Genomic DNA, 24602 nt, shown 5'->3' with positions numbered 1-24602 from the left:
TCGACTGTTCTTTTTTTGCGACGTCACTTGAACGATCCAGTCGAGTCGACCCCCTGAACCGTCGAGCCGACCGAACAAGTCCGTCACCCCGCCCCGCCCGCGCGCCCGTGCACGTCACCGCGCGGACGCAAGCCCGGCCCCGATCAGCGACGACCACCACCGGGCTGCCCCGACCCGACCCGCTCCCCCGAGAGGAGAACCGTGCCCGTCGCGCTGCTCGCGCTGGCCATCGGTGCCTTCGGCATCGGAACGACCGAATTCGTCATGATGGGCGTGCTGCCGCAGGCCGCCGCCGATTTCGGGGTCTCGATCCCCGCAGCAGGCCACCTGATCTCCGCGTACGCACTCGGCGTCGTCGTGGGTGCTCCGCTGCTCACCGCCGTCGCCGTGCGACTGCCCCGCAAGACGATGCTCATGGCGATGATGGGCCTGTTCATCGCCGGCAACACCCTGTTCGTCCTGTCCCCCAACCACGACCTGGGCGTGCTGTTCCGGTTCGTCGCAGGCCTGCCGCACGGCGCCTTCTTCGGAGCGGGCGCCGTCGTCGCCGCGAGCCTCGTCGACCGCGGCGCCAAGGCCAAGGCCGTGTCGATGATGTTCATGGGTCTGACGCTCGCCAACGTCGTCGGCGTGCCGCTGGGAACGCTGCTCGGCCAGCAATTCGGCTGGCGTGCGACGTTCGCCGTCGTCGCGCTGATCGGCGTCGTCGCACTGGTCGCCGTGATGCGCCTGGTGCCGTACCAGGGAGCGCCCGCGGGCGCCTCGCTGCGCGGCGAGGTGGCCGCCTTCCGCAAGCCGCAGGTGTGGCTGGCGCTGGCGATCGTCACGTTCGGCATGGGCGGCGGCTTCGCCTGCCTCAGCTACGTGACGCCGATGATGACCGACGTCGCCGGGTTCGACCCCGCGACCGTGACGCTGCTGCTGTCGCTGGCCGGTGTCGGCATGACACTGGGCAACTTCCTCGGCGGACGGCTCGCCGACCGCAACCCGACGCCCGCGCTGTGCGGCGCGCTGGGCAGCCTGGCCGTCGTGCTGGCGATGTTCACCGTCACCGCGGGCAGCAAGATCGGCGCGACGGTCACGATCTTCCTGGTGGGCGTCACGTCGTTCATGGTCGGCCCGATCCTGCAGGCCCGCGTGATGGAGAAGGCGGGCGGCAGCCCGTCGCTGGTGTCGGCGGCGATCCAGTCGGCGTTCAACATCGCCAACTCGATCGGCGCCTACCTGGGCGGCCTCGTCATCGCCGGCGGACTCGGCCTGGTCTCCCCCAACTGGGTGGGAGCACTGCTGGCCGCGCTGGGACTGAGCCTGGCCGCCGTGGCTGCGGTCACCGAACGCCGGGAGCGGGCGGCCACCGTCGCCGCCCGCGCCGAGGAACCGGCACTGGTGTGACCCCGGCTCGCGGGGTACGCGACGCGCCGGTCGCGTACCCCGCGGGTCAGCCGAACGGGCCGCCCGTGATCGTCAGCGCGTCGAAGACGATCAGCCCGCCGAGGGTGCCGTAACAGAGCACGTCGACCACCCGGCTGCGGATCGCGAGCAGACCGGCCTGCGCGTCCGAGAGCACCACCCGCAGCACGGCGGAGACCAGCAGGGCCCCGCCGATCAGCGCGGTGCCCTGGCGCCAGTGATACATGCCGATCCGGACCCCGCCGATGGCCACGAGCAACAGCACCGCGGCCAGCGGCGCGTGCACGAGCCACGCCCGACGGCCGGCGCCGTCGCCGCGCTCGGAGTGGTCGGGGGCGGTCACGCCTCAGCCCGCCGCGCGCTCGGCGGCCTCGACGACGTTGGAGACGAGCATCGCGCGGGTCATCGGGCCCACCCCGCCGGGGTTGGGCGACAGGTATCCGGCGACCTCCTCGACACCCGGTGCGACGTCGCCCGCGAGCTTGCCGTCGACCCGCGAGACGCCCACGTCGAGCACCGCGGCACCCGGCTTGACCATGTCCGGCGTGATCAGGCCCGGCGACCCGGCCGCCGCGACGACGACGTCCGCACGCCCGACCTCGCTCGCCAGGTCACGGGTGCCCGTGTGGCACAGCGTGACGGTGGCGTTCTCGCTGCGGCGCGTCAGCAGCAACCCGATGGTGCGGCCCACGGTGATCCCGCGGCCCACGACGGTGACGTTGGCGCCCTTGAGCGGCACGTCGTATCGGCGCAGCAGCTCGATGATGCCGAGCGGCGTGCACGGCAGCGCGCCCTGCTTGCCCAGCACGAGCCGGCCGAGGCTGGTCGGCGCGAGCCCGTCGGCGTCCTTCTCCGGCGGGATGCGTTCGAGGATCGCGTTCTCGTCGAGGTGCGCCGGCAGCGGCAGCTGGACGATGTAGCCCGTGCACGCCGGATCGGCGTTCAGCTCGTCGATGACCTTCTCGAGCTCGACCTGCGTCGTGTCCTCCGGCAGGTCCCTGCGGATGGAGTTGACACCGACCTTCGCGCTGTCGGCGTGCTTGGCCTTCACATACGAGTGCGAACCCGGGTCGTCGCCCACCAGCACCGTCCCGAGGCCGGGCGTGATGCCCCGCTCGGCGAGCGCGGCGACCCGAGGGGTCAGTTCCGCGAAAATGGCGTCCTTGGTGGCCTTGCCGTCGAGAATCGTCGCCGTCACGTCGTTCAGTCTCCCAATCCCGCTAACCGTGTTTCCGCCCGCCCGGCCGTTTCCGCCCACCGAGCGATGCGACGCCGATGGCGAGCAACGCCACACCGCACGCGACGACCGTCGACGTCGTCAGCCCGTTCCCGCCTGCGGGCAGAAACGCGTCGAGCAGCATCGACCCGACGAGCTGCCCTGCCACCGTGCTCAGCCCGAGCAGCAGCACGCCGATCCACGACACGACGAACGAGGCGACCGCGATGAACACGATGCCGACGAGCCCGCCGAGGTACAACACCGGGTTGCCGGGCAGCCCGTCCGGCAGGCCGTGCAGTGCGAGCGACACCAGCCACGCGAGCACCAGCATCGCGGTACCGGTGGTGAAGTTGACGAGCGCCGCGGTGAGCGAGCTGCCCGAGGCCGCCCCCACGTGCCCGTTGAACGCCTGCTGCACCGCCATGCCCGCACCGGCGGCGAACGGCAGGATCAGCAGGGCGATGCGCCCGGGACCGGCCGCGCCCGCGACGTCCCCGGCCACGGCACCCGCGACGGCGGCCATGGTCATCACCGCACCGGCCACCCGCAGCAGCGTGGTGGGCTCCTTGCCCGACGGCCCCAGTCCGAGCCGGTCGACGAACAGGCCGCTGACGGTCTGTCCCGCAACGACGCCCACGGTGAACAGCGCGACGCCGATGAGCGAGACGGTGAGCGACTGCCCCAGCACATAGGTACCGCCGGCGATGCCGCCCAGGAAATGCCAGGGGCGCAGCCTGCCACTGCGCAGCGCGGCCACGGCGGCACGCGTCCCGTCACGCATCGGCCGTGACACGGCGAGCCAGCACAGCAACAGCAGCAGGCCACCGCCGAAGGAGATGACGGCAGCGAGCGCGGAGTCCCCGAGTTCGAGGCCGAGCTGACCGTTGACGCGGGACTGCAAGGACATACCGAGCCCTGCGGATACGGCGAGCACCACGCCCCACAGCTGCCGGTTACCGGAGGTGGGCGTGGGCGCGGTCGACGTGGCGGGATCCGGTGCCGGACCCGCACTGGCGGTGGCCATCGCCCGCCATTGTGCGCGCACCGGTGATCCCCGCTGCGGGTGTCACCGCCGGAGTGTGTCCGCCCCCACTCCGGACTCGTCGCAGCCGCTGACAGCCGCGCCACAGGGTGAGACGCACAGCTCATGTACCCGGTGGCCGTGCATTCGCGAAACGTATTAGCCAAGATGTGGGCGTGGCACTTCCGACCCAGCTGAACGCGACCGAGCAGGACACGCTGGTCAAGCAGATCGGCCTCTCGCTGCTGCGGGCCGCCCCGCGGGACTGGCGCAGGGTGACCGCGGTGTACCGCGCTGTGGGGAGGTATCACGAGCTGACCGGCGAGGTCGTGACCGCCGACGGCACAGCGCAGGAGTGGGTGGCGACCCATGACATCGCGACGCTGTTCGGCAAGCTCCGCGCCGGCATGTACCGCGAGGGCCGCGGCACGTGGTTCAACGCGCGCTACCAGCTCGACCACCCGTCGAGCTACAACCTCGAGTACGACCGTGACGAACCCTCCTGGGACCTCGCACCGCCGTCGCAGGCCTACGCCGACGAACTGCGCATGTTCCCCCGCTCCGAGGAGAACGTGCCCGACTGGCTGATGCGCCGCATGGCGGGCCTCGGCCCGGAGCGTTCCGGGCCGCGGTTCCGCATGGCCCGGATTTTCGACGGCGCAGGCCCGAACGGCCCCGTCATCACCCGGCCGGAGCTCGATCCGGACGAACGGGACCGCGTGCTCGCCTATCTCGACGGCGCCCCGACGGTCGGGCCCGCCCGCGGTTACGACGTCGACCGGCTCGACCCCGACCAGTCCGCCGAGGTGCCGATCGCGTTCCACAGCGACGGATCCTGGATCTGGCCCGCCGCCGTGCCCTACTACCTGCGTACCCACGGGGTCGCACCGGAGGCGGATCTGCTGCAGCACATCCGCGCTGCCGGGTTCACGGTTCCCGAGGTGCCCGACGAGACCCGCCAGGCCGCGGCCGCCCACGTGGCGCACGGTCAGGGCCCGCAACAGGGTCCGCCCCAGGTGCCCGGTGCCGAAACGGCACAGCCGACGACCCAGACCCCGCCGGTCGCCCCCGAACAGCCCCAGCCGCAGGAGCAGCCCGGCCGCGCCGCCGACGTGCCGGCGGAACCGGTGTCGGGCTCGGACAGCTCCGGCGCGGCGGCAGCGGGTGCCGCGGGCATTGCGGGAGCTGCAGGCGCCGCGGGTGCGATGGGTGCGGGTGCGATGGGTGCGATGGCCGCCCGGAACGGCACGGAGATCGGGGACGAACCCGTCCAGCCGGACCCGGCCGACCCCGACGCCCCCGAACTGCCGGTGCGCCGGCCCGGCAAGGCCGCCCAGGAACTCGACGAGCAGTTCAACGGCATCAACGGCACGGACCACGCCAGCAGGATGAGTCCGGTGTCGCCGTTCACACCGGCCGACCGCGACGAGACGCCGGCCGCTCCCGGCTCCGGTGAGGACATCGCCGCCGGCGGCTTCGCTGCCCAGGCCAGTGGCAGGATGCCGGGCGGCGACACCGACACGGCTTTCGAGCCTGCAGGCTTCGACACCGCGCCCGCCGACACCGCGCCCTCCGACACCGCGCCCTCCGACACCGCGCCCTCCGACACCGCGCCCGCCGACACCGCATCCTCAGACACCGCGCCCGCCGACACCGCATCCTCAGACACCGCGCCGTCCGACACCGCGCCGTCGCAGCCCGGTGCCGACGACTTCGTCGACCCGGAGGCCGAGACCGCGGCCTACACGCTGCCCGGCCGCGGCGGCGACTCCGGCCCGTCGGACCACGACGAGACGTGGTCCGACGACGCGCCGACGACCGCATTGGGAGGCGGGTACGACATCGACGGGTACGGCGCGTCCGCACCCGATCGCGACTTCGGCGACGAGCCGTTCGGCGACGCCTCCCCCGGCGAACCGCTGCACGAGCAGGGCACGGCCTTCACCCCGATCCCCACGTTCGGCGACGGTCCGCGGTCCGGCCACGCGGCGGACGACGACCCGGCCGTCGACAGTGATGCGGCGGCACCGAACGGTTCCGACCCCGACTTCGACTCGGGGCCGCCGACGACGATCACCTCGCCGGTGCAGGGGGACGGTCCGCCGCCTGCGGACGCGAACCAGGACATGGCGACTCCGCCGATGGACCGGCCCACCGGCGGACCCGGCCAAACCGGCCCGCACCAGGCCCGGCATCCGGACCAGGAGCCGCCGACCGAACTGGACGAGGAACGGACCGCCCCGACACCGCGGCAGGACTTCGACCAGCCGGCACCCCCCACGGCATCCGGGGTGGCCGGCGCCGTCGGTACGGCCGGGGCACTCAGCGCGGCCGGTGCCGTCGCGAGCGGCTTCGCGGGCCGTGACGACGCAGGCGAGTACGACGACCGCGCCGCCCCCAGGGACCGCGGAGGCTACGAGGACCGCGGCGGCTACGACCCCCAGGGTTACGACGACCGGAACTACGCGGAACCGCCCTACGAGGACCGGCGGGACTTCGACGATCCTCGCGGCTACGGCGACCGCACGGAGTACGGCGATCAGCGCGACGTCGACGACCGGGGTGGCCGCGGCTCCGCCGTCGAGCCGGATCCCGGCCCGCCGACGCAGATCGGCAACATGCCGCCGCAGGACCCGGAGCTCGACGACCTGCAGGACAAGCTCGACGAGCTCGAGGTGCCGGACGAGTACTACGCGCTGGGCATGCCGTCCGACTACGGATGGAGCCTCGAACGGGTCAGCGACGGCTGGCGGGTCGGCTGGTACGACGGCGAGCTGAAGAGCACGGCCGTGTTCGGCGACGCCGCGGACGCGAAGGCGTTCATGTTGGGCAAGGTCCTGCTCTCCCCCGACGGCGTCGACGAGGTTCCCGGGCAGCCCGACCACGGCGACCCGGAGTTCGAGCAGGCCGCGCCGGAGCCGTCGGACGCGGGGGCGTCCCGCCCGCTGCTGGCGACCCTCACGCCCGAGATCGCCACCGGAACTCGTCAGGTCCCGGAGGAACCGGTCGCCCAGACGCGGACGGTCTCGCCCGCCGACGATCCCGCAGGCCGCGGCGGCCCGGTGCCGCAGGCGGCACCCGCACCACCGCGGGAACCGGTGGCCCAGCAGGCCGCGGCGACCCAGCACCGGCCCGCCGCGGCTGAGCCGCAGCAGGCAGCGCGCCCGCAGGCCGGACAGGGCGGACAGGCGGGACAGCCGTCGGGTGGCCAGCAGTGGCCCATCCAGCCGTTGCCCGGCGAGCCACCGCTGACACTGTTCCGCGGCAAAGAGATGCGCACCCTGCCCGTGGGCAGCGAGCTCGACCGGTTCGGCGGGGCGAACGGCAACCTGACCTACGCAGCCGGCACACCGTTCGAGGAACGGTCGCTGGTGCCGGAGTGGGTCAACCGCCCGTACCACGTGTACCGCGTCCAACGGCCGCTCGAAACGCTCGCGGGCGTCGCCATCCCGTGGTTCAACCAGCCCGGCGGTGGTGCGGCGTACATGCTGCCGGCCTCCATCGAGGAGTTGTTGGCCGACGGCGACATCATCGAGCTCGAGCCCGGCGAACCGCCGGTCGACTGAGCCCCGCCGGCCGGCGGGCCCCGTCGGTCGGCCGGGCCCCGCCGGCCGACCGGGCCCCGTCGGTCGGCACCAAGGCCGCAGCCCCGCTCGAAGCCGCGGCATCGACGGGGAACGCGCCCGCGTGGACGTGCCACGCGGGCGCGTTCCTGTCCGGGCCGCTTTCCCGCGTAGCCGTTCAGCCGTGTTCCTGTGCAGGGCCGTGTTCCCGTGACTGCGCACCCGTGCCCCTGCGCGGGGCCATGCCCGTGCAGGGGCACGGGTATAGAACCTTCCCTTGCATCCGCCCCTGTGCCGCCGTGCCGACGTGCAGAGCGCGTCCCTGCGCGGGGCCGTGACCCTGCGGATGGACGTTCCCTGTGCAGGGCCGTGTCCCGGTGCGGAAATCCGCGGGCCCGGCACAGCGCCGGGCTGGTGGTCCGGCTCGCGCCGGGTGTTCAGCTCACGACCAGGCCGTGGGCCGCGGCGAACAGGACCGCCGTGTCGACGTCGACCCGCGTGCCCGACATGTCGGCCGCTGCCAGGGCGGGCGCATCCAGCCGCGCACCCCGCAGGTCCGCGTCGGTCAGTTTCGTTTCGGTCAGCCTGGCGCCGGTCAGGTCGGCCTGCCGCAGGTTCGCCCTGCGGAGATCGGCACCGGTCAGGTTGGCCTCGCGCAGACGCAGCCCCGACAGGTCCATACCGCGCAGCACGGCGCCGGACAGGGACACGAGCGTCAGGTCGCAGTCGGTCAGCGTGATCGTGCGGAGGCCGCAGTCGACGAACACGCTGCCGAGCAGTGAACACCCGGTCCATGCGGAATCGCCGAGCATGGTGCGGTCGAACGTGCACGTGCGGAACGCCGAGCTGCGGTGCACCGACTCGCCGAAATCGGCACGGGTGAAGTCGCAGTGGTCGAATGTGCACCCGGACGTCGTCAGTTCGCGCAGGTCGGCATCGGTGAAATCGCAGCGGACGAACCGTCTGCCCTGCCACCGCTGCCCGGAGAGCACGGCATCGCGGTAGTCCTCGCCGGACTCCGCCACGGTGCCGGGACCGGCGGGATCGGGACGGGTCGGATCGGAATCGGCGGAGTCGGAGGAGCGCACCCCGCCAGAATCGCACACCTTCTCGCCGCGGCCCGGTCACCGGAAATCCCTCGACTTCGCGGTGATCCGCATCGGCAGATGCTGCAACCGGTCGGCGCGCAGACTGACCACTCCGTCGGCACGTTCGACGACACCGCGCACCAGCATCGCCGAACTCGACCGCGCCACCCGGTGATAGCGCTCCCACAGCCCCTGTGTGCAGACCACGTTGACCATGCCCGTCTCGTCCTCGAGGTTGATGAACGTGATGCCGCCCGCCGTTGCGGGGCGCTGGCGATGGGTGACGGCTCCTCCGACGAGCACGCGCGTGCCGTCGGCAACCCGCTGCAGCCCCTGCGCAGGGACCACCCCGAGTGCGTCGAGCCGGGGGCGGATGAACTGGGTCGGGAAACTGTCCGGGGACAGTCCCGTCGCCCAGACGTCCGCGGCCGCCAGATCGACCTCGTCCATACCGGGCAGCGCCGGGGCCTCGGTCGCCGGCGTGGTGCCGGGCAGATTCTCCGGCCGCTCCTGCGCCGCGGCACCCGCGGACCAGAGCGCCTTGCGCCGGTCTCCCCGCACCTCGTCGAAACAGCCGAAGGCACCGGCCGTGGCGAGTGCCTCCCACTGCGGAGTGGTGAGCCGGACCCGCCTGGCGACGTCGGCCATGTCGCGGTACGGACCGTGAGCCTCCCGTTCGGCCACGAGTTTCTCCGCCACGGCTGTGGGAATCGTGCGCACCGCACCGAGTCCTATTCGGACGGCGTGGGTGGCCGCGGCCGTACCACCGGAGCCGGTTTCGGAATCGGCCGCGGCGGCGGCCGTGGAATCGGCCGGAGCGGAAGATCCGGCCGTGGCTGTCGCTGTGGCCGTGGCTGTCGCTGTCGCTGCGGCTGTCACTGTGGACCGGACCGCGGATCCGATCGCTGCGCCGTCATCCCCCGGCGACGTTCCGGATTGGCCATTTCCTTGCCACGACAGTGGTTCCAGGCGGGCGAGGGAGTCACTGGCGTTGATGTCCGGGCCGCGGACCTCGACCCCGTGCCTGCGAGCATCCGCCGTCAACGACTGCGGCGAGTAGAACCCCATCGGCTGCGCCCGCAACAGCCCCGCGCAGAAGGCGTCCGGGTGGTAGTACTTGAAGTACGCACTGGCGAACACCACGTACGCGAAGCTCAGCGCATGACTCTCCGGGAATCCGAAATGGGAGAACGCGCGCATCCGCTCGAAGATGTGGGCGGCCATGTCGCGATCGACCCCACGTGCTGCCGCACCGTCGTAGAACCGCTGCCGGAGGCGTTCCATCTTCCGCTCGGACCGCTTCGACCCCATGGCGTGGCGTAGCGTGTCCGCCTCGGCCGCGGTGAATCCGGCGACGTCGACGGCGAGCTGCATCATCTGTTCCTGGAACAGCGGCACCCCGTAGGTCTTGCCGAGCGCGTTCGCCAGCAGTGGATGGTCGTGCTCCCATTCCTCGTCCTCGTTGGCGCGCCGGATGTACGGGTGCACCGAACCGCCCTGGATCGGGCCGGGGCGGATCAGCGCGACCTCGATGGCCAGGTCGTAGAACTTCTTCGGCTTGAGCCGGGGCAGGGTCGCCAGTTGCGCCCTGCTCTCCACCTGGAACACGCCGATGGCGTCCGCACGCTGCAGCATCGCGTAGACGTTCGCGTCGTCGAGCGGCAGGTCGCTGAGGTCGACGTCGATTCCCTTGTCCTCGTGCACCATGTCGCGCATGTAGTGCAGGGCCGACAGCATCCCCAGGCCGAGCAGGTCGAACTTGACCAGCCCGCCCCACGCACAGTCGTCCTTCTCCCACTGCAGGACGCTCCGGTCCTCCATGCGGGCCCATTCGACCGGGCACACCTCACTCACCGGGCGATCGCAGATGACCATGCCGCCGGGATGGATGCCGAGATGCCGCGGCGCGTGCTCCAACGCGCCCGCCACGTCGAGCACTCCCTCCGGGATGTCGTGATCGGACTGCTGCCGGAGCCTGCGGAGCGGACCCCAGTGGTCGATCTGCTTGCTCCACGCGTCCTGCTGTCCCGGCGAATACCCCAGTGCTTTCGCCGCGTCGCGGACCGCCGACCGGGGACGGTAGGTGATCACGTTCGCGACCAGCGCGGTGCACAACCTGCCGTACTTACGGTAGACGTACTGGATCACCTCTTCCCGACGGTCGGACTCGATGTCCAGATCGATGTCCGGATAACCGTCGCGATCCGGAGCGAGGAACCGTTCGAAGAGCAGTTTCCACTTCACCGGGTCGACCCTCGTGATGCCGAGCGCGTAGCAGACCGCGGAGTTCGCCGCCGATCCTCTGCCCTGGCAGAGGATGTCGCTGCTGCGGCAGAACTCCACGATGTTCCAGACGATCAGGAAGTACCCGGGGAAACCGAGGCGTTCGATGACGTCGAGTTCGTGGTCGAGTTGGGCGTACGCCTTCGGGTTCCGCTCCCGCGGGCCGTAGCGCTGCTCCGCTCCCGCGAGGGTCACCGCGCGCAGGTGGCTCGCTTCGTCGTGGCCGTCCGGAACGTCGAACGGCGGCAGCTTCGGCGCGAGGATCTCCAGCGGGAAGGCGTACCGTTCGGCGAGCAGCGCGGCGCGCTGAACCGCTCCGGGATACCGGGCCAACCGGGTCTGCATCTCGGCACCGGACCGCAGGTGCGCCGCCCCGGATGCGGCGAGCCAGCCCTCCATCTCGTCGAGGCTGCGCCGCGCCCTGATCGCCGACACCGCCTGCGCGACGTGGGCCTGTTGCGGCCGTGCGTAGTGGACGGCACCCGTCGCGACGGTCTGCACCCCCAGGTCGGCAGCGATCTCAGCGAGGCGGTCGTTGTGGGCGCTGTCGAGCGGCCCGCCGTGGTCGACCAGTTCGACGTACACGTCGTCGCGGCCGAACCGGTCGATCAGCCCGCGCAGGGCCTCGGCCGCGGCATCCGGCCCGCCTTCGGCGAGACCGCGCCGGACGGAGCCCTTGCGGCACCCGGTGAGCACGAGGCACCGGCCCACGACCTCCTCGGTGATCTCGTCCAGGTCGTAGACCGGCCTCCCCTTCTCCGCCCGCTGCCCCGGAGGCGGCTCGTGGTCGTGGCCCCGCAGCTGGCCGGACGTGATGGCACGGCACAGGCTCGTGTATCCGCCTGCGCCCTTCGCGAGCAGCAGCAGGTGTTCCCCGCCGGGGTCGGCGGCCCCGGCCGGGGGTTCGGAAAGGCCGAGGCTCAGCTCCGCCCCGAACACGGTGCGCATGCCGACTTCCTTGGCCGCTTCGGCGAAGCGTGCGGCGCCGTACAGGCCGTCGTGGTCGGTGAGCGCGATGGCGTCGAGTTCCAGCCGCGCGGCCTCCTCGACCAGGTTCTCCGGATCACTGGTGCCGTCGAGGAAGCTGAAGTTCGAGTGGCAGTGCAGTTCGGCGTACGGCACACGGCCCGCGGCTCCGGTGTCGTCGTGGCCTGGCGGGGGCAGGTTCGCGGGCTTGGCGTACTTGTCCCGTCTGCGCCCCCATGCCGGGCTGTCGTTCCCGTCGCCTGCCTGGTCCTGCCGGCCGTCGGTGCCTCCGGGCAGTGGACCGCGTCCCGAAAGGGTGCGTTCCAGGTTCCGCCACGGGACGGGCGGGTTGTTCCACCCCATGATTCAGTTCCACCCCATGGCTCATTCGCCTTCCGGGGACCGTCTCGGTTCGGGAATCAGCTGCCGCAGCAGGGTCGCCGAATCCAGCAGGGCCGCCGGGTCCCGATATTCCTCGCCGGGCCAGGGATCGGCGGCACCCCGCAGCGACTCGTCGTACATCAGTCGTACACCCCTTCCACAGTCCATTTCGGATTCCCTTGTTCCTGCCACCGCAACAGCACGGCGACCGGCTGCGAACCACTGCCGGATTCGAGGACGACCTGCAGCCGGACACAGCGGCCCCGGTCACCGGGCACCCACCAGCGCGCCGTGACCGGCCACGGACCCGCCCAGTTCTGCACTCGGCGCGGCCTGCCGTCGCCGAACGCGACGGTCCACGGCCATGCAGTGAGCCGGTGCCGGTCGGTGACGTCGAGCTGCCGCCCGTCCTCCCCCGCGACCACGGCGGGACACGGCGCCTCGAACACGGTCGCCGGCGAGGGGCTCGGCAGCCGCTGCGGCCACGGCGCGTCGTGACCGTCCGCCGGGGTGCGGCGGTCTCCCCACGGCACGAGCCGTACCTGCTCGGCGGGGCCGCGGCCGCCGTCGAACACGGCGGTGCAGACTCCCTCGGGACCGATCAGTCCCTGGACGTGCACCAGCGCCCGGGCCGCCTTGTCCGCTTCCGGCGTGTGCTCGGCGCCGGAGCCGCCCGCCCACAGGCCCAACTGCAGCGCGCTGCCCTCGACCGTCTCCTCCGGTTCGAGCCGCAGCACGGTCACCCCGGACGTCGGCGTGTCCCCTCGGCCGCGGGTCAGCCAGCCCTCGAACTGCCACCGCACCCGGTCCGCGATGCCGTCCGGGGTGAGCGGTTCGCCGCAGCGCCAGCTGCGGCCGAGCTCCTCCCCGTGTTCGGTGGTGGCGTGGATACCCAGCCTGGTGCAGGCGAGGCCACGGGCCGCCAGCCCCGCGTGGAAGCGGCTCGCCAAGGTGCGGGCCAGGAACGCGGCGGCATCGACCCGTTCCAGCGGCGGGTCACAGGTTTCCGTCACGGCGAGATCGGGCGCCGGGCGGCGCCTGCCGGGAGGTCGTTCGTCCCGGCCGCTCGCCAGTCGGTGCGCCAGCACCCCGTCGGCCCCGAACCGAGCGAGTACGTCCCGTTCCGCCAGCTGCGCGAACGCACCGAGTGTGCGGATTCCCAGGCGCCGCAACAGATCCACCAGATCCCCGCGGCCGCTGCCCGGCTGGTCGAGTTCCTGCACTCCGAGCGGGGCCAGGAACTCCGCGGCCGCACCCGCGGGCACCGGCCGTGCACGGTGCGCGGCCAAGGTCGCGGCGAACAGCCCTTCGGAGACGCCGACCTGGCATTCGGCCCCCGTCCGCGCCGACACGTGGTCGACGAGCCGTTCCAGCAGCGTGCGTTCGCCGCCGAAATAGCGGGCCGCCCCCGCGACCGGCACGGCCACCACACCGGGGCGCACCACCTCCACCCCGACGATCAGCTCCTCGGTCGCCGTCGCCACGGTCTCGAAAAGCCGGGCGTCACGGTCGGCATAGTCGGCGAACACGGCCAGTTCGGGGCACCGGGCCTGGGCCTCGCGGCGCCGCATGCCGCGCCGGATCCCGGCCGCACGCGCCACCGCCGAACACGCCACGACCCGGTTCGCAGCCAGTACCGCGGCGGGTTCCGCCGCGGAGATACCCGACTCCGCAGCAGCTGCCACCACCGGCCAGTCCGGGCACCACAACACCAACAACCGCGGCGGCGATGACTGCCGGCGCTGCGACTGCTGGCGCTGTGGTCGCCGGTGCTGTGGTTGCCGGTGCTCCGAGGTCGGACTCTCCGGGAAGGTCCTCATCCTGCGCGCACCTCCCTCAGTGGCTGTGTTCCGGCGGGTTCGGCCCGCGCGATCGTTCCGTCCGGCCCCGGCAGCAGCAGGGGAACTCGTTTCGTCCGCGCAGCACCCCGCCTGCCCGTCGCCTCGACGAGGATCTCGCGCTGTGCGAGATACCCGTAGCCATCGTCCACTCCGGACCAGTTCGCCGCCGCACAGCGCAGTTCGACTTCCGTACCCGGCCACGAACCGGCCGTCAGCAGCACCGCACCGCGGTTCCTCGCCCGCGCCGACAGTCGCCGGGCGAGGTTCGGATCCCGGGTCCCGACCGCTCCATCCGCGGGAACGACCACCAGGTCGATCCCATCCAGCAGGGCCGCTGTCACCTGGGGAAGTTCCGCGCCGGGACGGGGAATCAGCGCGAGCCGGTGCACCGCCACCCCGAGTTCCCGCGCCGCGAGCACACCGAGTTCCGGCATCCCCACGACCGCCGCCCACGATCCGCGGGTGGTCGCCTCGGCCAGGAACGCCAGCAGCAACGACGTCGACCCGCTGACCGAGACCGTGCTGCCACGGCGCAAGCCGCCCCACGGCACCAGCTCCGCCAGCGCGGAAGCCACGGGAAGCACCCTGTCGCCGGCATCCGCCACCCCGGCACCCGTTGCTCCGGACCCCGTTGCCCCGGAACCCGTTGCTGTCCCTGCGGCGAATTCCGTATCCGCGCCACCGTCGATCGCCCCGCTGCGCCCACGGCCGGGACCACGGCCCGTAGGCGCAGCCACCTCGGACTCCGGCGGCTCCGCATCGGACACCGACCGCGCCGCCGCCGCGAAATCTCCCGCCGTGCCCACACCGGGCAACGACGCCAGCCTGGCCACGGTGTCGGCGACACTCCCACCGCCCGCGGGCGCCGATCCCCCTGGCGACCGCGACTCCGCCGCAGCCCCCGCAGCCCCGTCCGCCGCAGCCCCGTCCCCCGTGCCCGCAGCAGGACCATACGCAGCAGGGTCGTCCACAGCAGGTGTGCCGATCGCGGCAGGCGCCGAGACGGACATCGTGCTCACCCCCTCACGCCCGGAGACCCGCCCGTACGACCGCGGGGACGTACGCGCCGACGGCCTCGGGCCCGTCTACCCCCGAACCACCTGACTAGAACTCTTGTTCGACAACCGCTATAGAACACGAGTTCGAAGAACGTGTCAAGCAGGCCCTGTCACGGCGCTTCCGGCGCGCCTCCGACCGTGCTGGCGACCCGCAGGTCGGGTACAAAACACCGTGGGCACCGTCGGTGTCGTCACGGTTTCGGGACAGGATGGATAGATGGGCGAGCGAACGGCACGGGTGTTCTCGTGGATCGCTGCGGCCGCCACCGACGGTGAAGGCGACGGCCGCATCTCGGTGGCGGCGTTGTGCCGTGCCGCCCACCTGCGATTGGGTGTCGACGGGGCGAGCGTGACGGCGATGAGCGGGAACGGCACGCACACCCCGGTGGCCGCCTCGGGCGAGCTGGCCGCCGAGCTGGAGGAACTACAGGTCACCCTCGGCGAGGGCCCGTGCCTCGCGGCGTTCAGGTTCGCCGCTCCGATGTTGGTGCCGGACCTGGCCGAGGCCACGGCCCGCTGGCCCGGGTTCGCCGGGGCCGCCAGGCAGCGCGGCGTCGGTGCGGTGTTCGCGTTCCCGCTGCACGCCGGCACGATCCAGCTGGGCGTATTCGAACTTCACCGCGCCGCCGCGGGACCACTGCCGACCGAAGCCCTCGGAGACGCGTTGATCTTCGCCGACCTCGCGTTGCAACTGCTGCTCGACGACGCGTCCGGCACGGTCCGGCCGCTCGACCGTCATCCGATCGACGACACCTCTCGCGGCCGGAACGCGGTACATCAGGCGACCGGCATGATCGCCGTGCAGCTGGGGGTCGACATGGCCGAGGCACTGTCGCGGCTGCGAGCCCACGCCTTCACCGGGGACACCCCGCTGAGCGAGGTCGCCGCCGACGTGGTGGCCCGCCGACTACGGTTCCGGCCCGAGGTCGAACCGGACGAGACGCTGTAGGTCCGCAGGCGCAGGGCAACCCGGATGTGCCAGGCAGAGTTAGGCCGTAAGGTGGAGGGAATGGCAATGCGGGAACAGCGAGTGGCCGACACGTTCGTGGAGCTGGCGGATACCTTGGTCGCCGGCTTCGACGCGGTCGAGTTCCTGCACACGTTGACCGAACGGTGTGTGGAGCTGCTCGACGCCGACACGGCGGGTCTGCTGCTCGCCGACGAGCGCGGCTCGCTGCGGCTGGTCGCCGCTTCCACCGGCCAGACCCAACTCCTGGAGCTGTTCCAGTTGCAGGAGGAAGAGGGCCCGTGCCTGGATTGCTACCACAGCGGCCAGGTCGTGACCCTGCCAGACGTCAGCCAGGTGGCGGGGCGCTGGCCCCGGTTCTCGGCGATGGCGACCGAGCTGGGGTTCGCGGGGGTGCACGCCATCCCGATGCAGCTCCGAACGCAGATCATCGGCACCCTGAACCTGTTCCGGATGCATCCGAACGGGCTCGACGAGACCGACGCGAAGCTGGGCAAGGCACTGGTCGACGTGGCCACCATCGGCCTGCTCTCCGAACGGGCGGTACGCCACCAGGAGATGGTCACCGAACAGCTGCAGACCGCGCTGAACAGCCGCGTGACCATCGAACAGGCCAAAGGGATCCTCGCCGAACGCCATTCCGTGGACCCCGACCAGGCTTTCACCGCGATGCGCCGCCACGCTCGCAGTCACAACCGGCGCCTGGGCGAGGTGGCCGGCGAGATCATCGCGGGCACGGTCAACGTCACCGATGCCGTCGCCGACGTCCGTGCCGGGAACAGCGCCCGCCCGTGACCGCCGCCCGGGGAGCCCCACGATCCGGCAAACCCACGGCCCGGCAAACCCACGGTCCGGGAGCCTCGCAGCCCGGCGAGCCTCCCGCCCCGGCACGCAGTGGCGGGAATCGCGCTCATACCGTAGAGCGGCCATTTCTGTTAGATTCACTCCGGGTGCACAACCGGCCATCGCACCGCTGCACCTGCCACCTCACCACCCCGGACCCCGGTGGTATCGCACCTCCCCGAAGGGTTCCGGCATGTGCGCTTCATTTCCGTTCACCCAGCGTGCCCTTAGCCGTTCACCGCACCCGTCCCGATCCGGTGCCGGTGAGGCCGCGGGGGATTCGTTGCTGCGATGGGACATCCGTTCCCACGGTCACCTCGTGGTGGCGACCGTCGACGGGGAACTCGACCTCGCCACCGCGCCCTCGCTCGCCGACGGGCTCTCACCGGGCGTCACGGCGGGCAGTCACGTTGTCCTCGACGTCGCACGATTGACCTTTTGCGGAGCCGCCGGGCTGAACTTGTTCGTGACGCTGCACCATCACGCCGAGCTCACGGGCGGCTCGCTGCGGCTGGCAGGCCCGACCGCCGCGTTGCGGCGGGTGCTCGTCCAGGTCGGACTGGACGACGTCCTGTTGACGGCGCCGGACGTCACCAGCGCCACCACTTTGGCGGGAGGCAGGCGGAATCCCGCTAGCCTCGGGGCCTCGATGCGAGCGCACTCGCGTGGCGGGCCAACCAGGTGACGGCCCATTCGAGCGGGCCCCGGCCCACGAACCGTCGCCACGCCATGGCGAACGCGACGGCGACGGCGACCTGCACGAGATAGCCGCGACGGCGCCGAACCGGTCGAGCGGGGAGTTCAGGAACACGATGTGCGCCGAGTACACCGTCAGAGTAAGCGCACCGACGGCTGCCAGCGGAGCGACCAGGATGCGGGCGACGGCGGTCAGCCTCGAGGCGTTCGTGAGCAACAGCAGCGCGCCGAGCAGTGTCGCCGCGAATCCGGTGGTGTGCAGCAGGTCCAGGGGCGTGCTCGAGTGGCGCGCGTCGACGGCCAGCCACCACCAGCTCGTCGTGGGGGTCGTGCCCGGCTCGCCGAACTGCAGCGCGCCCTCGACGACGGCACGCTCGTCGACGGCGACGAGACGGTCGAAACCGCCGAGCGGACCGAGCAACAGCCCGGACAGGGCGGAGGCCGCCGCGGCGAGTGCGGCCCCTCCCGCGAGCAGCCACGCATCGACGGTCGTCGACGACAGCCGGAGCCTGCCGATGGCGAGCCCGGCGCAGAGGTAGGTCACCCAGGGCAATGCGGGGTAAACGCCGGTGACCGCGAGCTCGGACAGCATGCCGAGCGGGTCGTCGAGCAGGTAGCCGTACGAGGTGGCGAAGCGTGGTTCGGGCAGCGCGTCCCGGAACAGGTGGCTGAGCACGGGAACGAGCAACGCCACCGCGGCGCCCGTGATCACCAGCAGCCGCGTGCTCAGGAACACGAGCGGGATCGCGAGCAGGAACAGGACGGCGTAGAACGGCAGGATCACCGCGGCGATGTCGCTGTCGGTGTAGCCGAGCGCAAGGCCCAGCACACCGACCGCGAGCGCACGCGCGGCCAGCGACGCCGTGACCGGCCGCCACCGCGCCCGCGGGACCCGCTCGCGGCGCGTGGTGAAGGCGATGCCGACGCCCGCCAGCACGGCGAAGGTCGCAGCCGACCGGCCGGACACGATCGAGTACCACCAGGTCGGGTCGCCGTCGCTGCCCACGATGTACAACGCGTGCACGGCCATCATGCCCAGCACGGCGATGCCCCTGGTCGCGTCGACACCGATCAGCCGCGACGTCGCCGACGCCGTGGGAGCGGATCTCGTTTTGGCGCGCATCGACGGTGTCACCTCTGGTCGAGCGTGAGCGCCGTGCAGCGAACCCCGCCGCCGCCCTTGGCCAGTTCGGTGGTCGACAGCTCGACGACGTGCAATCCGCGGGACCGGAGTTCGGCGGCGAGACGCGGCGCGCTGCGGGTCATCGTGACCGTGTCGCCGTCGCTGATGAGGTTGAGGGCGAAGTGCTCGGCCTCGCCGCGCGAGACCTCGATGAGGTCGAGCCCCAGGTTCTCGATGCGGTCGCGGCTCGGGCGGTCCAGTGCCTCGGGACACCAGGCGAGGGTGTGCGGATTGCCGATGACCGCCACGGCCAGGTCGAGGTCGTACCAGCGCCGGTCGACCGTGTGCAGCGGCACGACGTCGTAGCCGAGGCTCCGCCGCCCGACACGTCAGGACTCCGACACGTCGGGACTCCGGGATTCCGCGTCGCCTGGCGCCCGCGCGGCCGGGGCAGAGCAGAAAACGGCTCAGTGAGCGAAGTGGCGCGTGCCCGTGAGATACAGCGTGACGCCCGCGGCCTCGGCCGCAGCGATGACCTCGGCATCCCGCACCGACCCACCGGGCTGCACGACCGCGCGCACGCCGGCGTCCAGCAGCACCTGCAGGCCGTCGGGGAACGGGAAGAACGCATCCGACGCGGCGACCGAGCCCTGCGCCCGCTCCCCTGCGCGCTGCACCGCCAGCCGCGACGAGTCGACCCGGTTGACCTGTCCCATGCCGACACCGACGGTCGCGCGGTCGTGGGCCAGCAGGATCGCGTTCGACTTCACCGCCCGGATCGCCCGCCACGCGAACCTCAGGTCGGCGAGGGTGCGTTCGTCCGCGGGCGTACCGGTCGCGAGGGTCCAGTCGGCAGGATCGTCACCCTCGGCGTCGATCCGGTCCGCGCTCTGCATCAACATGCCGCCCGAGATGGGCCGCAACTCAACCGGGCTCGCCTCCGGGGCGGGCAGCGTCAGCAGGCGGACGTTCTTCTTGCGGGTCAGCACCTCGAGGGCGTCGTCGTCGAACGCCGGGGCGAGCACGACCTCGGTGAACACGTCCGCGATCTGTTCGGCCATCGCGAGCGACACCGGACGGTTCGCCGCGATCACCCCGCCGAACGCCGACACCGGGTCGCACGCGTGCGCGTTGCGGTGCGCCTCGGCGATGTCGTCACCGAGCGCGATGCCGCACGGGTTGGCGTGCTTGATGATCGCCACGGCGGGTTCGTCGAAGTCGGCCGCGGCGCGGCGGGCGGCGTCGGTGTCGACGTAGTTGTTGTACGACATGGCCTTGCCGTGCAGCTGCTCGGCGTGAGCGATGCCGGGTTCACCGGCGCGGCGGTACATCGCGGCCGTCTGGTGCGGGTTCTCGCCGTACCGCAGCACGTCGCCGCGCTCCCACGTGGCGCCCACGAAGTCGGCGTACCCGGAATCGTCCGCCTGCGCGTACGAACTCGCGAACCACGACGCCACCGCCGTGTCGTACGACGCGGTGTGGGCGTACGCCCGCGCGGCCAGCCGCTTGCGCTCCGCCAGCGTGAACCCGCCCGCGCGCACGCGCTCGAGCACCCACTCGTAGTTCGACGGGTCGACGACGACACCCACACTGCCGTGGTTCTTCGCCGCGGCGCGCACCATCGCGGGGCCGCCGATGTCGATGTTCTCGACGCAGTCCTCCGGGCTCGCACCCGAGGCGACCGTCTGCTCGAACGGGTACAGGTTCACCACGAGCAGGTCGAACGGCGCGATGTCCAGCGATTCCAGCTGCGACTCGTGTTCGGCGCTGGTCCGGTCGGCCAGCAGGCCCGCGTGGACCCGCGGGTGCAGCGTCTTGACCCGGCCGTCGAACGACTCGGGGAACCCGGTGACCTCCTCGACCTTCGTCACCGGCACGCCCGCGTCGGCCAGCACCCGCGCCGTGCCGCCCGTCGACACGATCTCCACCCCGGCGGCATGCAGACCGGTGCCGAGTTCGAGCAGGCCCGCCTTGTCCGACACCCCGATCAGCGCACGCCGAATCCGGCGCTGTCCGGCTCCAGGAGTCTGCTCGCTCACGACAACCTCACCTTTCGTCCGTCCACCGTGCACCCCGCACGGGCCAGCTTCGCGATCACCTCCACGAGCAGGCGACGCTCGGTCACCTTGATGCGCTCGTGCAGGCTCGACTCGTCGTCGTCGGGCTCCACGACCACCGGGTCCTGCGCGATGATCGGCCCCGTGTCGACGCCGGTGTCGACGAAATGCACCGTCGACCCCGTGACCTTGACCCCCAGTGCGAGCGCATCGGCGACCGCGTGCATGCCCGGGAACGCGGGCAGCAGCGCCGGATGCGTGTTGATGACCCGGTTCGGGAACGCTTCCAGGAATGCCGGTCCGAGCAGCTTCATGAACCCGGCCGACACCACCAGATCGGGCTCGTGCACCGACACCGCTTCGGTCAGCGCCGCGTCCCACGCGGCGCGATCGGGGTGGTCGCCGGTACGGACCGTGAACTGCGGAATCCCGGCCCGTTCGGCTCGGGTGAGCGCTTCGACATCCCCGCGATCGGTACCCACGGCCACGACGGTGGCCGGGAACGATGGCTCGGCGGTCGCATCGAGGACGGCCTGCAACAGGCTGCCGGCCCCCGAGGCGAGAACGACCAGTTTCGCCGGTGCCGGCAACTCCAACCTGGTAACCAGAACGCTTCTCCTCGCCGGTGGTGCACGACCGCGCACATCGCATGACCTGGTGACCCCACCCTAACGCCGGGGTTTCGGCCGGCTCGGCGAGGGCACGGACGAGGGGCGCCCGTCACACCTTTCGCTCTCCCCCACCGTTCGAGCCGCCCGAATCACCGGGCTGGTCCGAACCGTCCGCGTCGTCGCCGTCAACACCGTCGCCGGCAGCACCGTCGTCGGCAGCACCATCGCCGGCAGGACCGTCGCCGGCAGCGCCGGTTCGATCACGGGCCCGGTCACGGCTACGAGCGTCGGCCCGGGGTGTCGTCGTTGTCGGCGTTGTCGGCCCGGTCGTCGTTGTCGACCCGGTCGGCGTTGTCGGCGGCGGAGTCGTCGGGCAGGTCCAGTTCGTCGTCGAACTCGTCGGGCTCGTCGAACTCGTCGGGCTCGGCCGGCTTGCGCCCGGCTGCCGCGTCGCCACTGTCCGCGCGGACCGCGGCACCGTCGGCACCACCCGGCTCGTCGTCGACATCCGCCTCGCCGGAGTCGTCCAGATCAGCAGAGTCGTCCAGATCAGCGGAGTCGTCCAGATCACCGGGGTCGTCGGCACTGTCGGCGCTGTCGGCGCTGTCGAGGTCTCCGGTCTCGTCGTGATCGTCGTCCGGTTCCCCGGCGTCGTCGTCCGCAGTGTCGTCGTGGGCGGTGTCGTCGTCGGCGGTGTCGTCGTCTGCGGCGGTGTCGTCGTCTGCGGCGGTGTCGTCGTCTGCGCCGTCTTCCCCGGCGTCGGCGTCGTCCTTCTCGTCCCGTTCCTCGGCATCCTCGCCGTCGGGGTTCTCGGCCTCGTCGGCATCACCCGGCTCGGCGCCCTCGGCGTCTTCGTCATCGGCGGCATCGTCATCGGCGGCGTCGGCATCCGCGTCGTCGACGTTGTCGGCGTCAGCGTCGGCATCGTCATCGGTGTCCGCCTCATCCGCGTCGCCCTCGGCGTCATCGTCGGCGGCCACGGGGCGCGGACCCGCGAACCAGGCGACGAGGCCACCGGGGACGGCGATCCACAGGAACGCCGCGATCGACACGAACCCCAGCGGGATCCCCACCGGATCGAACGGCCCCGCCGCGAGACGACCGCCCGCGAGGAAACCCGCGACGACGGTGCCGAAACCGACCAGCGCACCAGCGACGCCGACGGTCCGCAACCGGGCCACCGGATCGTCGTGGCACTTACGCAGCCACCAACCGACGCCCGCACCGACCGCGGCGGGCAGCAGCATCAGCACCGGCCACCACAACGCCTGCTCGTCCGGCAAAGCGCCGAGCAGCGGGAACGGAGGCACCCCGCCCCCGCTGAACGACATCGGCCCGATCTCGACACTGCCGAGCTGCAGGCCGGGCCCGGTCACGAAGCCCATCGACATGATCACCGCGTTCGGCACGTAGCCGAGCGTCACCAGCCACAGCCCGGTCGCGCTGCCCGCACCCGGCGCCACCTCGGCGAACAGGTCCGCCACCGTCGACGCCGACAGCGCCGTGGCCAGCAGCAGCGTCACCGCACCCGCGGCGACGAGCCCTGCCAGGCCCAGCGCGCCCGCTCGCAGACCTGCCACGGCGAGCGGATCGAGGTAGCGGCACGCAGCGGTCGTCAGACCACACGGCTTCGCAACACCCACGGCCACCGCGAGCCCCGACACCAGCGCGGGCACGAACCCGGCCGTCAGCACGTCGACGGTGATGAAGGCGTCCCCGGCCAGGATGCCGACCACGGCGCCCACCACGGCGTGCGTACCGGCCACGACACCGATCAGCAGCGGCGCACGGTCCGGCGTCGAACAGCCCAGCCGCCCCGCCGCGCCGGACGCCGCGCGTGCGATCAGCACGCACACCAGCAGCGTCGGCAGCAGCGGCAGCACCCCGAGTGGCGACCCGTCGATCTCCAGCGGCACCTGGTACGCGGCGAGCCAGACCGGCCCTGTCGCCGACAGCACCGCGCCGGTGGAGAAATTCGACGACGTGGCGATCGCGAGGATCAGCGTCAGCAACGCGGCCGTCGCCAGCAGACCCGTCACGATCGGGGCCAACGCGGCCATCGCCAGCGCCCGTACCCAGGTGGAACGGGATACCGGCTCGCCGTCCGCATACGCGGAACGGAAGGTCGAGGCGAGCAGGCTCATGCCCTCGACCATCGCAAACGACCCTGGGCCGCAAGGAACGCCACGCCGCGCGAGGGGATCTGACGAGAATCACGTTCGCCCGACCGGGTCTCACCCAGAAGGCGAACGCCCACGGCCGATATCCGGCCGTGGGCGTTCGTCGTGGAAAGAAATGTCGTGGGGTCAGCTCCCCTGCTGCGGACCCTGCTGACCGGGCTGGCCCTGCTGGCCGCCCTGCGGCTGCTGGCCGCTCTCCTGCGGCTGGAAGAACTGGCCCTGCTGCGAGGCGTAAGCCGTCGGCTGCTGGTGCGGGTTCACCGGCTGCGGCGGCTGACTCGGCTGACCCGGCTGGCCCGGCTGGCCCGGCTGACCGGGCTGGCCCGGCTGCTGGAACGCACCGGACTGCGGGGCCTGCTGACCGAACCCGCCCTGGCCCTGCTGGCCGAACTGACCGGGCTGCCCCATGGGCTGCGGCGACGGCTGCGGCGGCTTGATGATGTTCTCGTCGAACAGGTACGCCGCGATCGCCACCAGCGTCTGGATGATGCCGAAGATCAGGATCATGATCGCGCCGGCACCGTACGAACCCTCGCTGGCGAAGGTGATGAACAGGAACGGAAGCAGCACACCCAACGAGAACAGCGCGGGCCACGGGCCGGGCTTGTGCTCACCCGGCAGGATCGTCAGCAGTGCGGCGAGACCGCTGAGGAAGAACATCATCGGCAGCCACGCCGCATGACTCTCGTAGAAGCCGACACCCGGGCCCGGGTCGTACCCCTCCGGAGCTCCTTCCGGGACCTCGGACACCTGGAAGTTCGCGAAGCCGAGGAACAGGTTCAGCAGGCCGAGGCCCGCCGTCGCGAGGAAGAGAATCTGCGGCAGGCTGATCTTCATGCCCCCACCGCCGGGCGGCGGTGCAGACGGACCCGGGAACTGTTGTTGCGGCTGCTGCGGGCCCTGGCCGGGGAATCCACCCGTGCCGGGGCCGCCGCTCGGGAAGCTCATCCGTTGTTCTCCTGTCGTGATTCTGCTCGCGAGCACGGCCGATCGGTCTCACCTGCCGTGCCTGACCCGGGATACGCGGCCGCGCCGTGCCGACGGCCACAGCACGGACGTTAGCGCACCGACCTGAGACGTTTGCCGTTAGACGGATGATTCGCCCGACCGGTTTCACGCCCAGGCCGGCTGATCGACTCGGCCGCATCGACAACGGCGTCGCCGCTCATGCTCCGCCCGACCGGACGCCGCGCGTCCGGTCCCCGACACACAACGAGGGACCGAGCACGAAAGTGCCCGGTCCCTCGTGGAGTCTCCGGAATACCCCGGCTCCGCACCGCCGTGTGGCCGGATCG

18 protein-coding genes and 2 pseudogenes are annotated in these 24602 nt (G+C 71.8%); 6 read left to right on the top strand and 14 right to left on the bottom strand.

Annotation, left to right across the window (positions count from 1 at the left end; all coding sequences use genetic code 11):
* Window positions 1-201 precede the first annotated feature (201 nt).
* Window positions 202-1392, top strand: coding sequence for an MFS transporter (locus LY40_RS22330; RefSeq protein WP_258938038.1), 1191 nt, complete (start codon window positions 202-204; stop codon window positions 1390-1392).
* 46 nt (window positions 1393-1438) lie between these two features.
* Here LY40_RS22330 and LY40_RS22325 read toward each other — a convergent pair whose 3' ends face one another.
* Genes LY40_RS22325 through LY40_RS22315 form a run of 3 tightly spaced genes read right to left on the bottom strand, consistent with a single transcriptional unit; the run spans window position 1439 to window position 3653 of the window.
* On the bottom strand, window positions 1439-1696 hold the full coding sequence (locus LY40_RS22325) for a DUF3017 domain-containing protein (protein WP_258938061.1): 258 nt from the start codon (window positions 1694-1696) through the stop codon (window positions 1439-1441).
* A gap of 60 nt (window positions 1697-1756) precedes the next feature.
* Window positions 1757-2608 (bottom strand): bifunctional methylenetetrahydrofolate dehydrogenase/methenyltetrahydrofolate cyclohydrolase, encoded by an 852-nt coding sequence (locus tag LY40_RS22320; protein ID WP_258938037.1) that lies wholly within the window; start codon window positions 2606-2608, stop codon window positions 1757-1759.
* A gap of 22 nt (window positions 2609-2630) precedes the next feature.
* Window positions 2631-3653: a DMT family transporter gene (locus LY40_RS22315; protein WP_183779454.1), complete on the bottom strand. Its 1023-nt coding sequence runs from the start codon at window positions 3651-3653 to the stop codon at window positions 2631-2633.
* A 173-nt stretch (window positions 3654-3826) separates the two neighbouring features.
* On the opposite strand from LY40_RS22315, the gene LY40_RS22310 reads away from it, so the two are divergent.
* Entirely contained in the window at window positions 3827-7216 is a 3390-nt protein-coding gene (locus tag LY40_RS22310) for a glycohydrolase toxin TNT-related protein (protein WP_258938036.1), read from the top strand.
* 434 nt (window positions 7217-7650) lie between these two features.
* On the opposite strand, the gene LY40_RS22305 is transcribed toward LY40_RS22310, so the two are convergent.
* The 5 genes from LY40_RS22305 to imuA' all read right to left on the bottom strand — a co-directional run bounded on the left by LY40_RS22305 (window position 7651) and on the right by imuA' (window position 14347).
* Window positions 7651-8238: a pentapeptide repeat-containing protein gene (locus LY40_RS22305; RefSeq protein ID WP_258938060.1), complete on the bottom strand. Its 588-nt coding sequence runs from the start codon at window positions 8236-8238 to the stop codon at window positions 7651-7653.
* 99 nt (window positions 8239-8337) lie between these two features.
* Window positions 8338-11913 carry an error-prone DNA polymerase gene (locus tag LY40_RS22300; RefSeq protein ID WP_258938035.1) on the bottom strand — a complete coding sequence of 1192 codons (3576 nt, stop codon included), beginning with the start codon at window positions 11911-11913 and terminating at the stop codon, window positions 8338-8340.
* Window positions 11914-11934: 21 nt separating this feature from the next.
* Entirely contained in the window at window positions 11935-12072 is a 138-nt protein-coding gene (locus LY40_RS22295; protein WP_183779458.1) for a hypothetical protein, read from the bottom strand.
* A complete protein-coding gene (locus LY40_RS22290) occupies window positions 12072-13751 on the bottom strand; it encodes a DNA polymerase Y family protein (RefSeq protein ID WP_443687891.1) in 1680 nt (559 codons plus the stop codon). Before LY40_RS22290 ends, LY40_RS22295 begins: the two co-directional genes overlap by 1 nt.
* Window positions 13748-14347, bottom strand: coding sequence for a DnaE2-dependent mutagenesis accessory factor ImuA' (gene imuA' / locus LY40_RS22285; protein ID WP_372497710.1), 600 nt, complete (start codon window positions 14345-14347; stop codon window positions 13748-13750). Before imuA' ends, LY40_RS22290 begins: the two co-directional genes overlap by 4 nt.
* Window positions 14348-14570: 223 nt before the next feature.
* On the opposite strand from imuA', the gene LY40_RS22280 reads away from it, so the two are divergent.
* The 4 genes from LY40_RS22280 (at window position 14571) to LY40_RS26600 (ending at window position 17325) form a co-directional block, all read left to right on the top strand.
* Window positions 14571-14876: a hypothetical protein gene (locus LY40_RS22280; RefSeq protein WP_258938033.1), complete on the top strand. Its 306-nt coding sequence runs from the start codon at window positions 14571-14573 to the stop codon at window positions 14874-14876.
* A gap of 171 nt (window positions 14877-15047) precedes the next feature.
* On the top strand, window positions 15048-15779 hold the full coding sequence (locus LY40_RS22275; protein ID WP_183779466.1) for a GAF and ANTAR domain-containing protein: 732 nt from the start codon (window positions 15048-15050) through the stop codon (window positions 15777-15779).
* Window positions 15780-15839: 60 nt separating this feature from the next.
* Window positions 15840-16592: a GAF and ANTAR domain-containing protein gene (locus LY40_RS22270; RefSeq protein ID WP_258938032.1), complete on the top strand. Its 753-nt coding sequence runs from the start codon at window positions 15840-15842 to the stop codon at window positions 16590-16592.
* The gene (locus LY40_RS26600; protein WP_372508611.1) at window positions 16549-17325 is read left to right on the top strand and encodes an STAS domain-containing protein; all 777 of its coding nucleotides are present in this window, start codon (window positions 16549-16551) and stop codon (window positions 17323-17325) included. Before LY40_RS22270 ends, LY40_RS26600 begins: the two co-directional genes overlap by 44 nt.
* Window positions 17326-17889: 564 nt before the next feature.
* On the opposite strand, the pseudogene LY40_RS26595 reads toward LY40_RS26600, so the two are convergent.
* From LY40_RS26595 to LY40_RS22240, 6 genes and pseudogenes are all read right to left on the bottom strand, one after another.
* Window positions 17890-18366 (bottom strand): annotated as a pseudogene (locus LY40_RS26595) (heparan-alpha-glucosaminide N-acetyltransferase domain-containing protein); the annotation flags it as partial.
* Window positions 18367-18467: 101 nt separating this feature from the next.
* Window positions 18468-18824: pseudogene (locus LY40_RS22260) on the bottom strand (amidinotransferase); the annotation flags it as partial.
* Window positions 18825-18926: 102 nt separating this feature from the next.
* A complete protein-coding gene (gene purH, locus LY40_RS22255) occupies window positions 18927-20498 on the bottom strand; it encodes a bifunctional phosphoribosylaminoimidazolecarboxamide formyltransferase/IMP cyclohydrolase (protein WP_183779475.1) in 1572 nt (523 codons plus the stop codon).
* On the bottom strand, window positions 20495-21112 hold the full coding sequence (gene purN, locus LY40_RS22250; RefSeq protein ID WP_183779477.1) for a phosphoribosylglycinamide formyltransferase: 618 nt from the start codon (window positions 21110-21112) through the stop codon (window positions 20495-20497). Before purN ends, purH begins: the two co-directional genes overlap by 4 nt.
* A gap of 293 nt (window positions 21113-21405) precedes the next feature.
* A complete protein-coding gene (locus LY40_RS22245) occupies window positions 21406-23283 on the bottom strand; it encodes a cell division protein PerM (protein WP_258938029.1) in 1878 nt (625 codons plus the stop codon).
* A 150-nt stretch (window positions 23284-23433) separates the two neighbouring features.
* Window positions 23434-24255 carry a DUF5336 domain-containing protein gene (locus LY40_RS22240; protein ID WP_258938028.1) on the bottom strand — a complete coding sequence of 274 codons (822 nt, stop codon included), beginning with the start codon at window positions 24253-24255 and terminating at the stop codon, window positions 23434-23436.
* Between the last annotated feature and the right edge of the window lie 347 nt (window positions 24256-24602).

This window comes from Prauserella salsuginis, assembly GCF_024648885.1.
Taxonomy (GTDB): Bacteria; Actinomycetota; Actinomycetes; order Mycobacteriales; family Pseudonocardiaceae; genus Prauserella; species Prauserella salsuginis.
Note: the sequence above shows the minus strand (reverse complement) of the source record. Positions and strands in the feature narration are given on the sequence as shown.

What these genes read in the sequence shown, in the direction of transcription:
- LY40_RS22275 (WP_183779466.1), top strand. Translation starts at nt 15,048, where the DNA reads ATGGGCGAGCGAACGGCACGGGTGTTCTCGTGGATCGCTGCGGCCGCC.
- LY40_RS22245 (WP_258938029.1), bottom strand. Translation starts at nt 23,283, where the DNA reads ATGGTCGAGGGCATGAGCCTGCTCGCCTCGACCTTCCGTTCCGCGTAT.
- LY40_RS22270 (WP_258938032.1), top strand. Translation starts at nt 15,840, where the DNA reads ATGGCAATGCGGGAACAGCGAGTGGCCGACACGTTCGTGGAGCTGGCG.
- LY40_RS22290 (WP_443687891.1), bottom strand. Translation starts at nt 13,751, where the DNA reads ATGAGGACCTTCCCGGAGAGTCCGACCTCGGAGCACCGGCAACCACAG.
- LY40_RS22295 (WP_183779458.1), bottom strand. Translation starts at nt 12,072, where the DNA reads ATGTACGACGAGTCGCTGCGGGGTGCCGCCGATCCCTGGCCCGGCGAG.
- LY40_RS22300 (WP_258938035.1), bottom strand. Translation starts at nt 11,913, where the DNA reads ATGGGGTGGAACAACCCGCCCGTCCCGTGGCGGAACCTGGAACGCACC.
- LY40_RS22240 (WP_258938028.1), bottom strand. Translation starts at nt 24,255, where the DNA reads ATGAGCTTCCCGAGCGGCGGCCCCGGCACGGGTGGATTCCCCGGCCAG.
- LY40_RS22315 (WP_183779454.1), bottom strand. Translation starts at nt 3,653, where the DNA reads ATGGCCACCGCCAGTGCGGGTCCGGCACCGGATCCCGCCACGTCGACC.
- LY40_RS26600 (WP_372508611.1), top strand. Translation starts at nt 16,549, where the DNA reads ATGCCGTCGCCGACGTCCGTGCCGGGAACAGCGCCCGCCCGTGACCGC.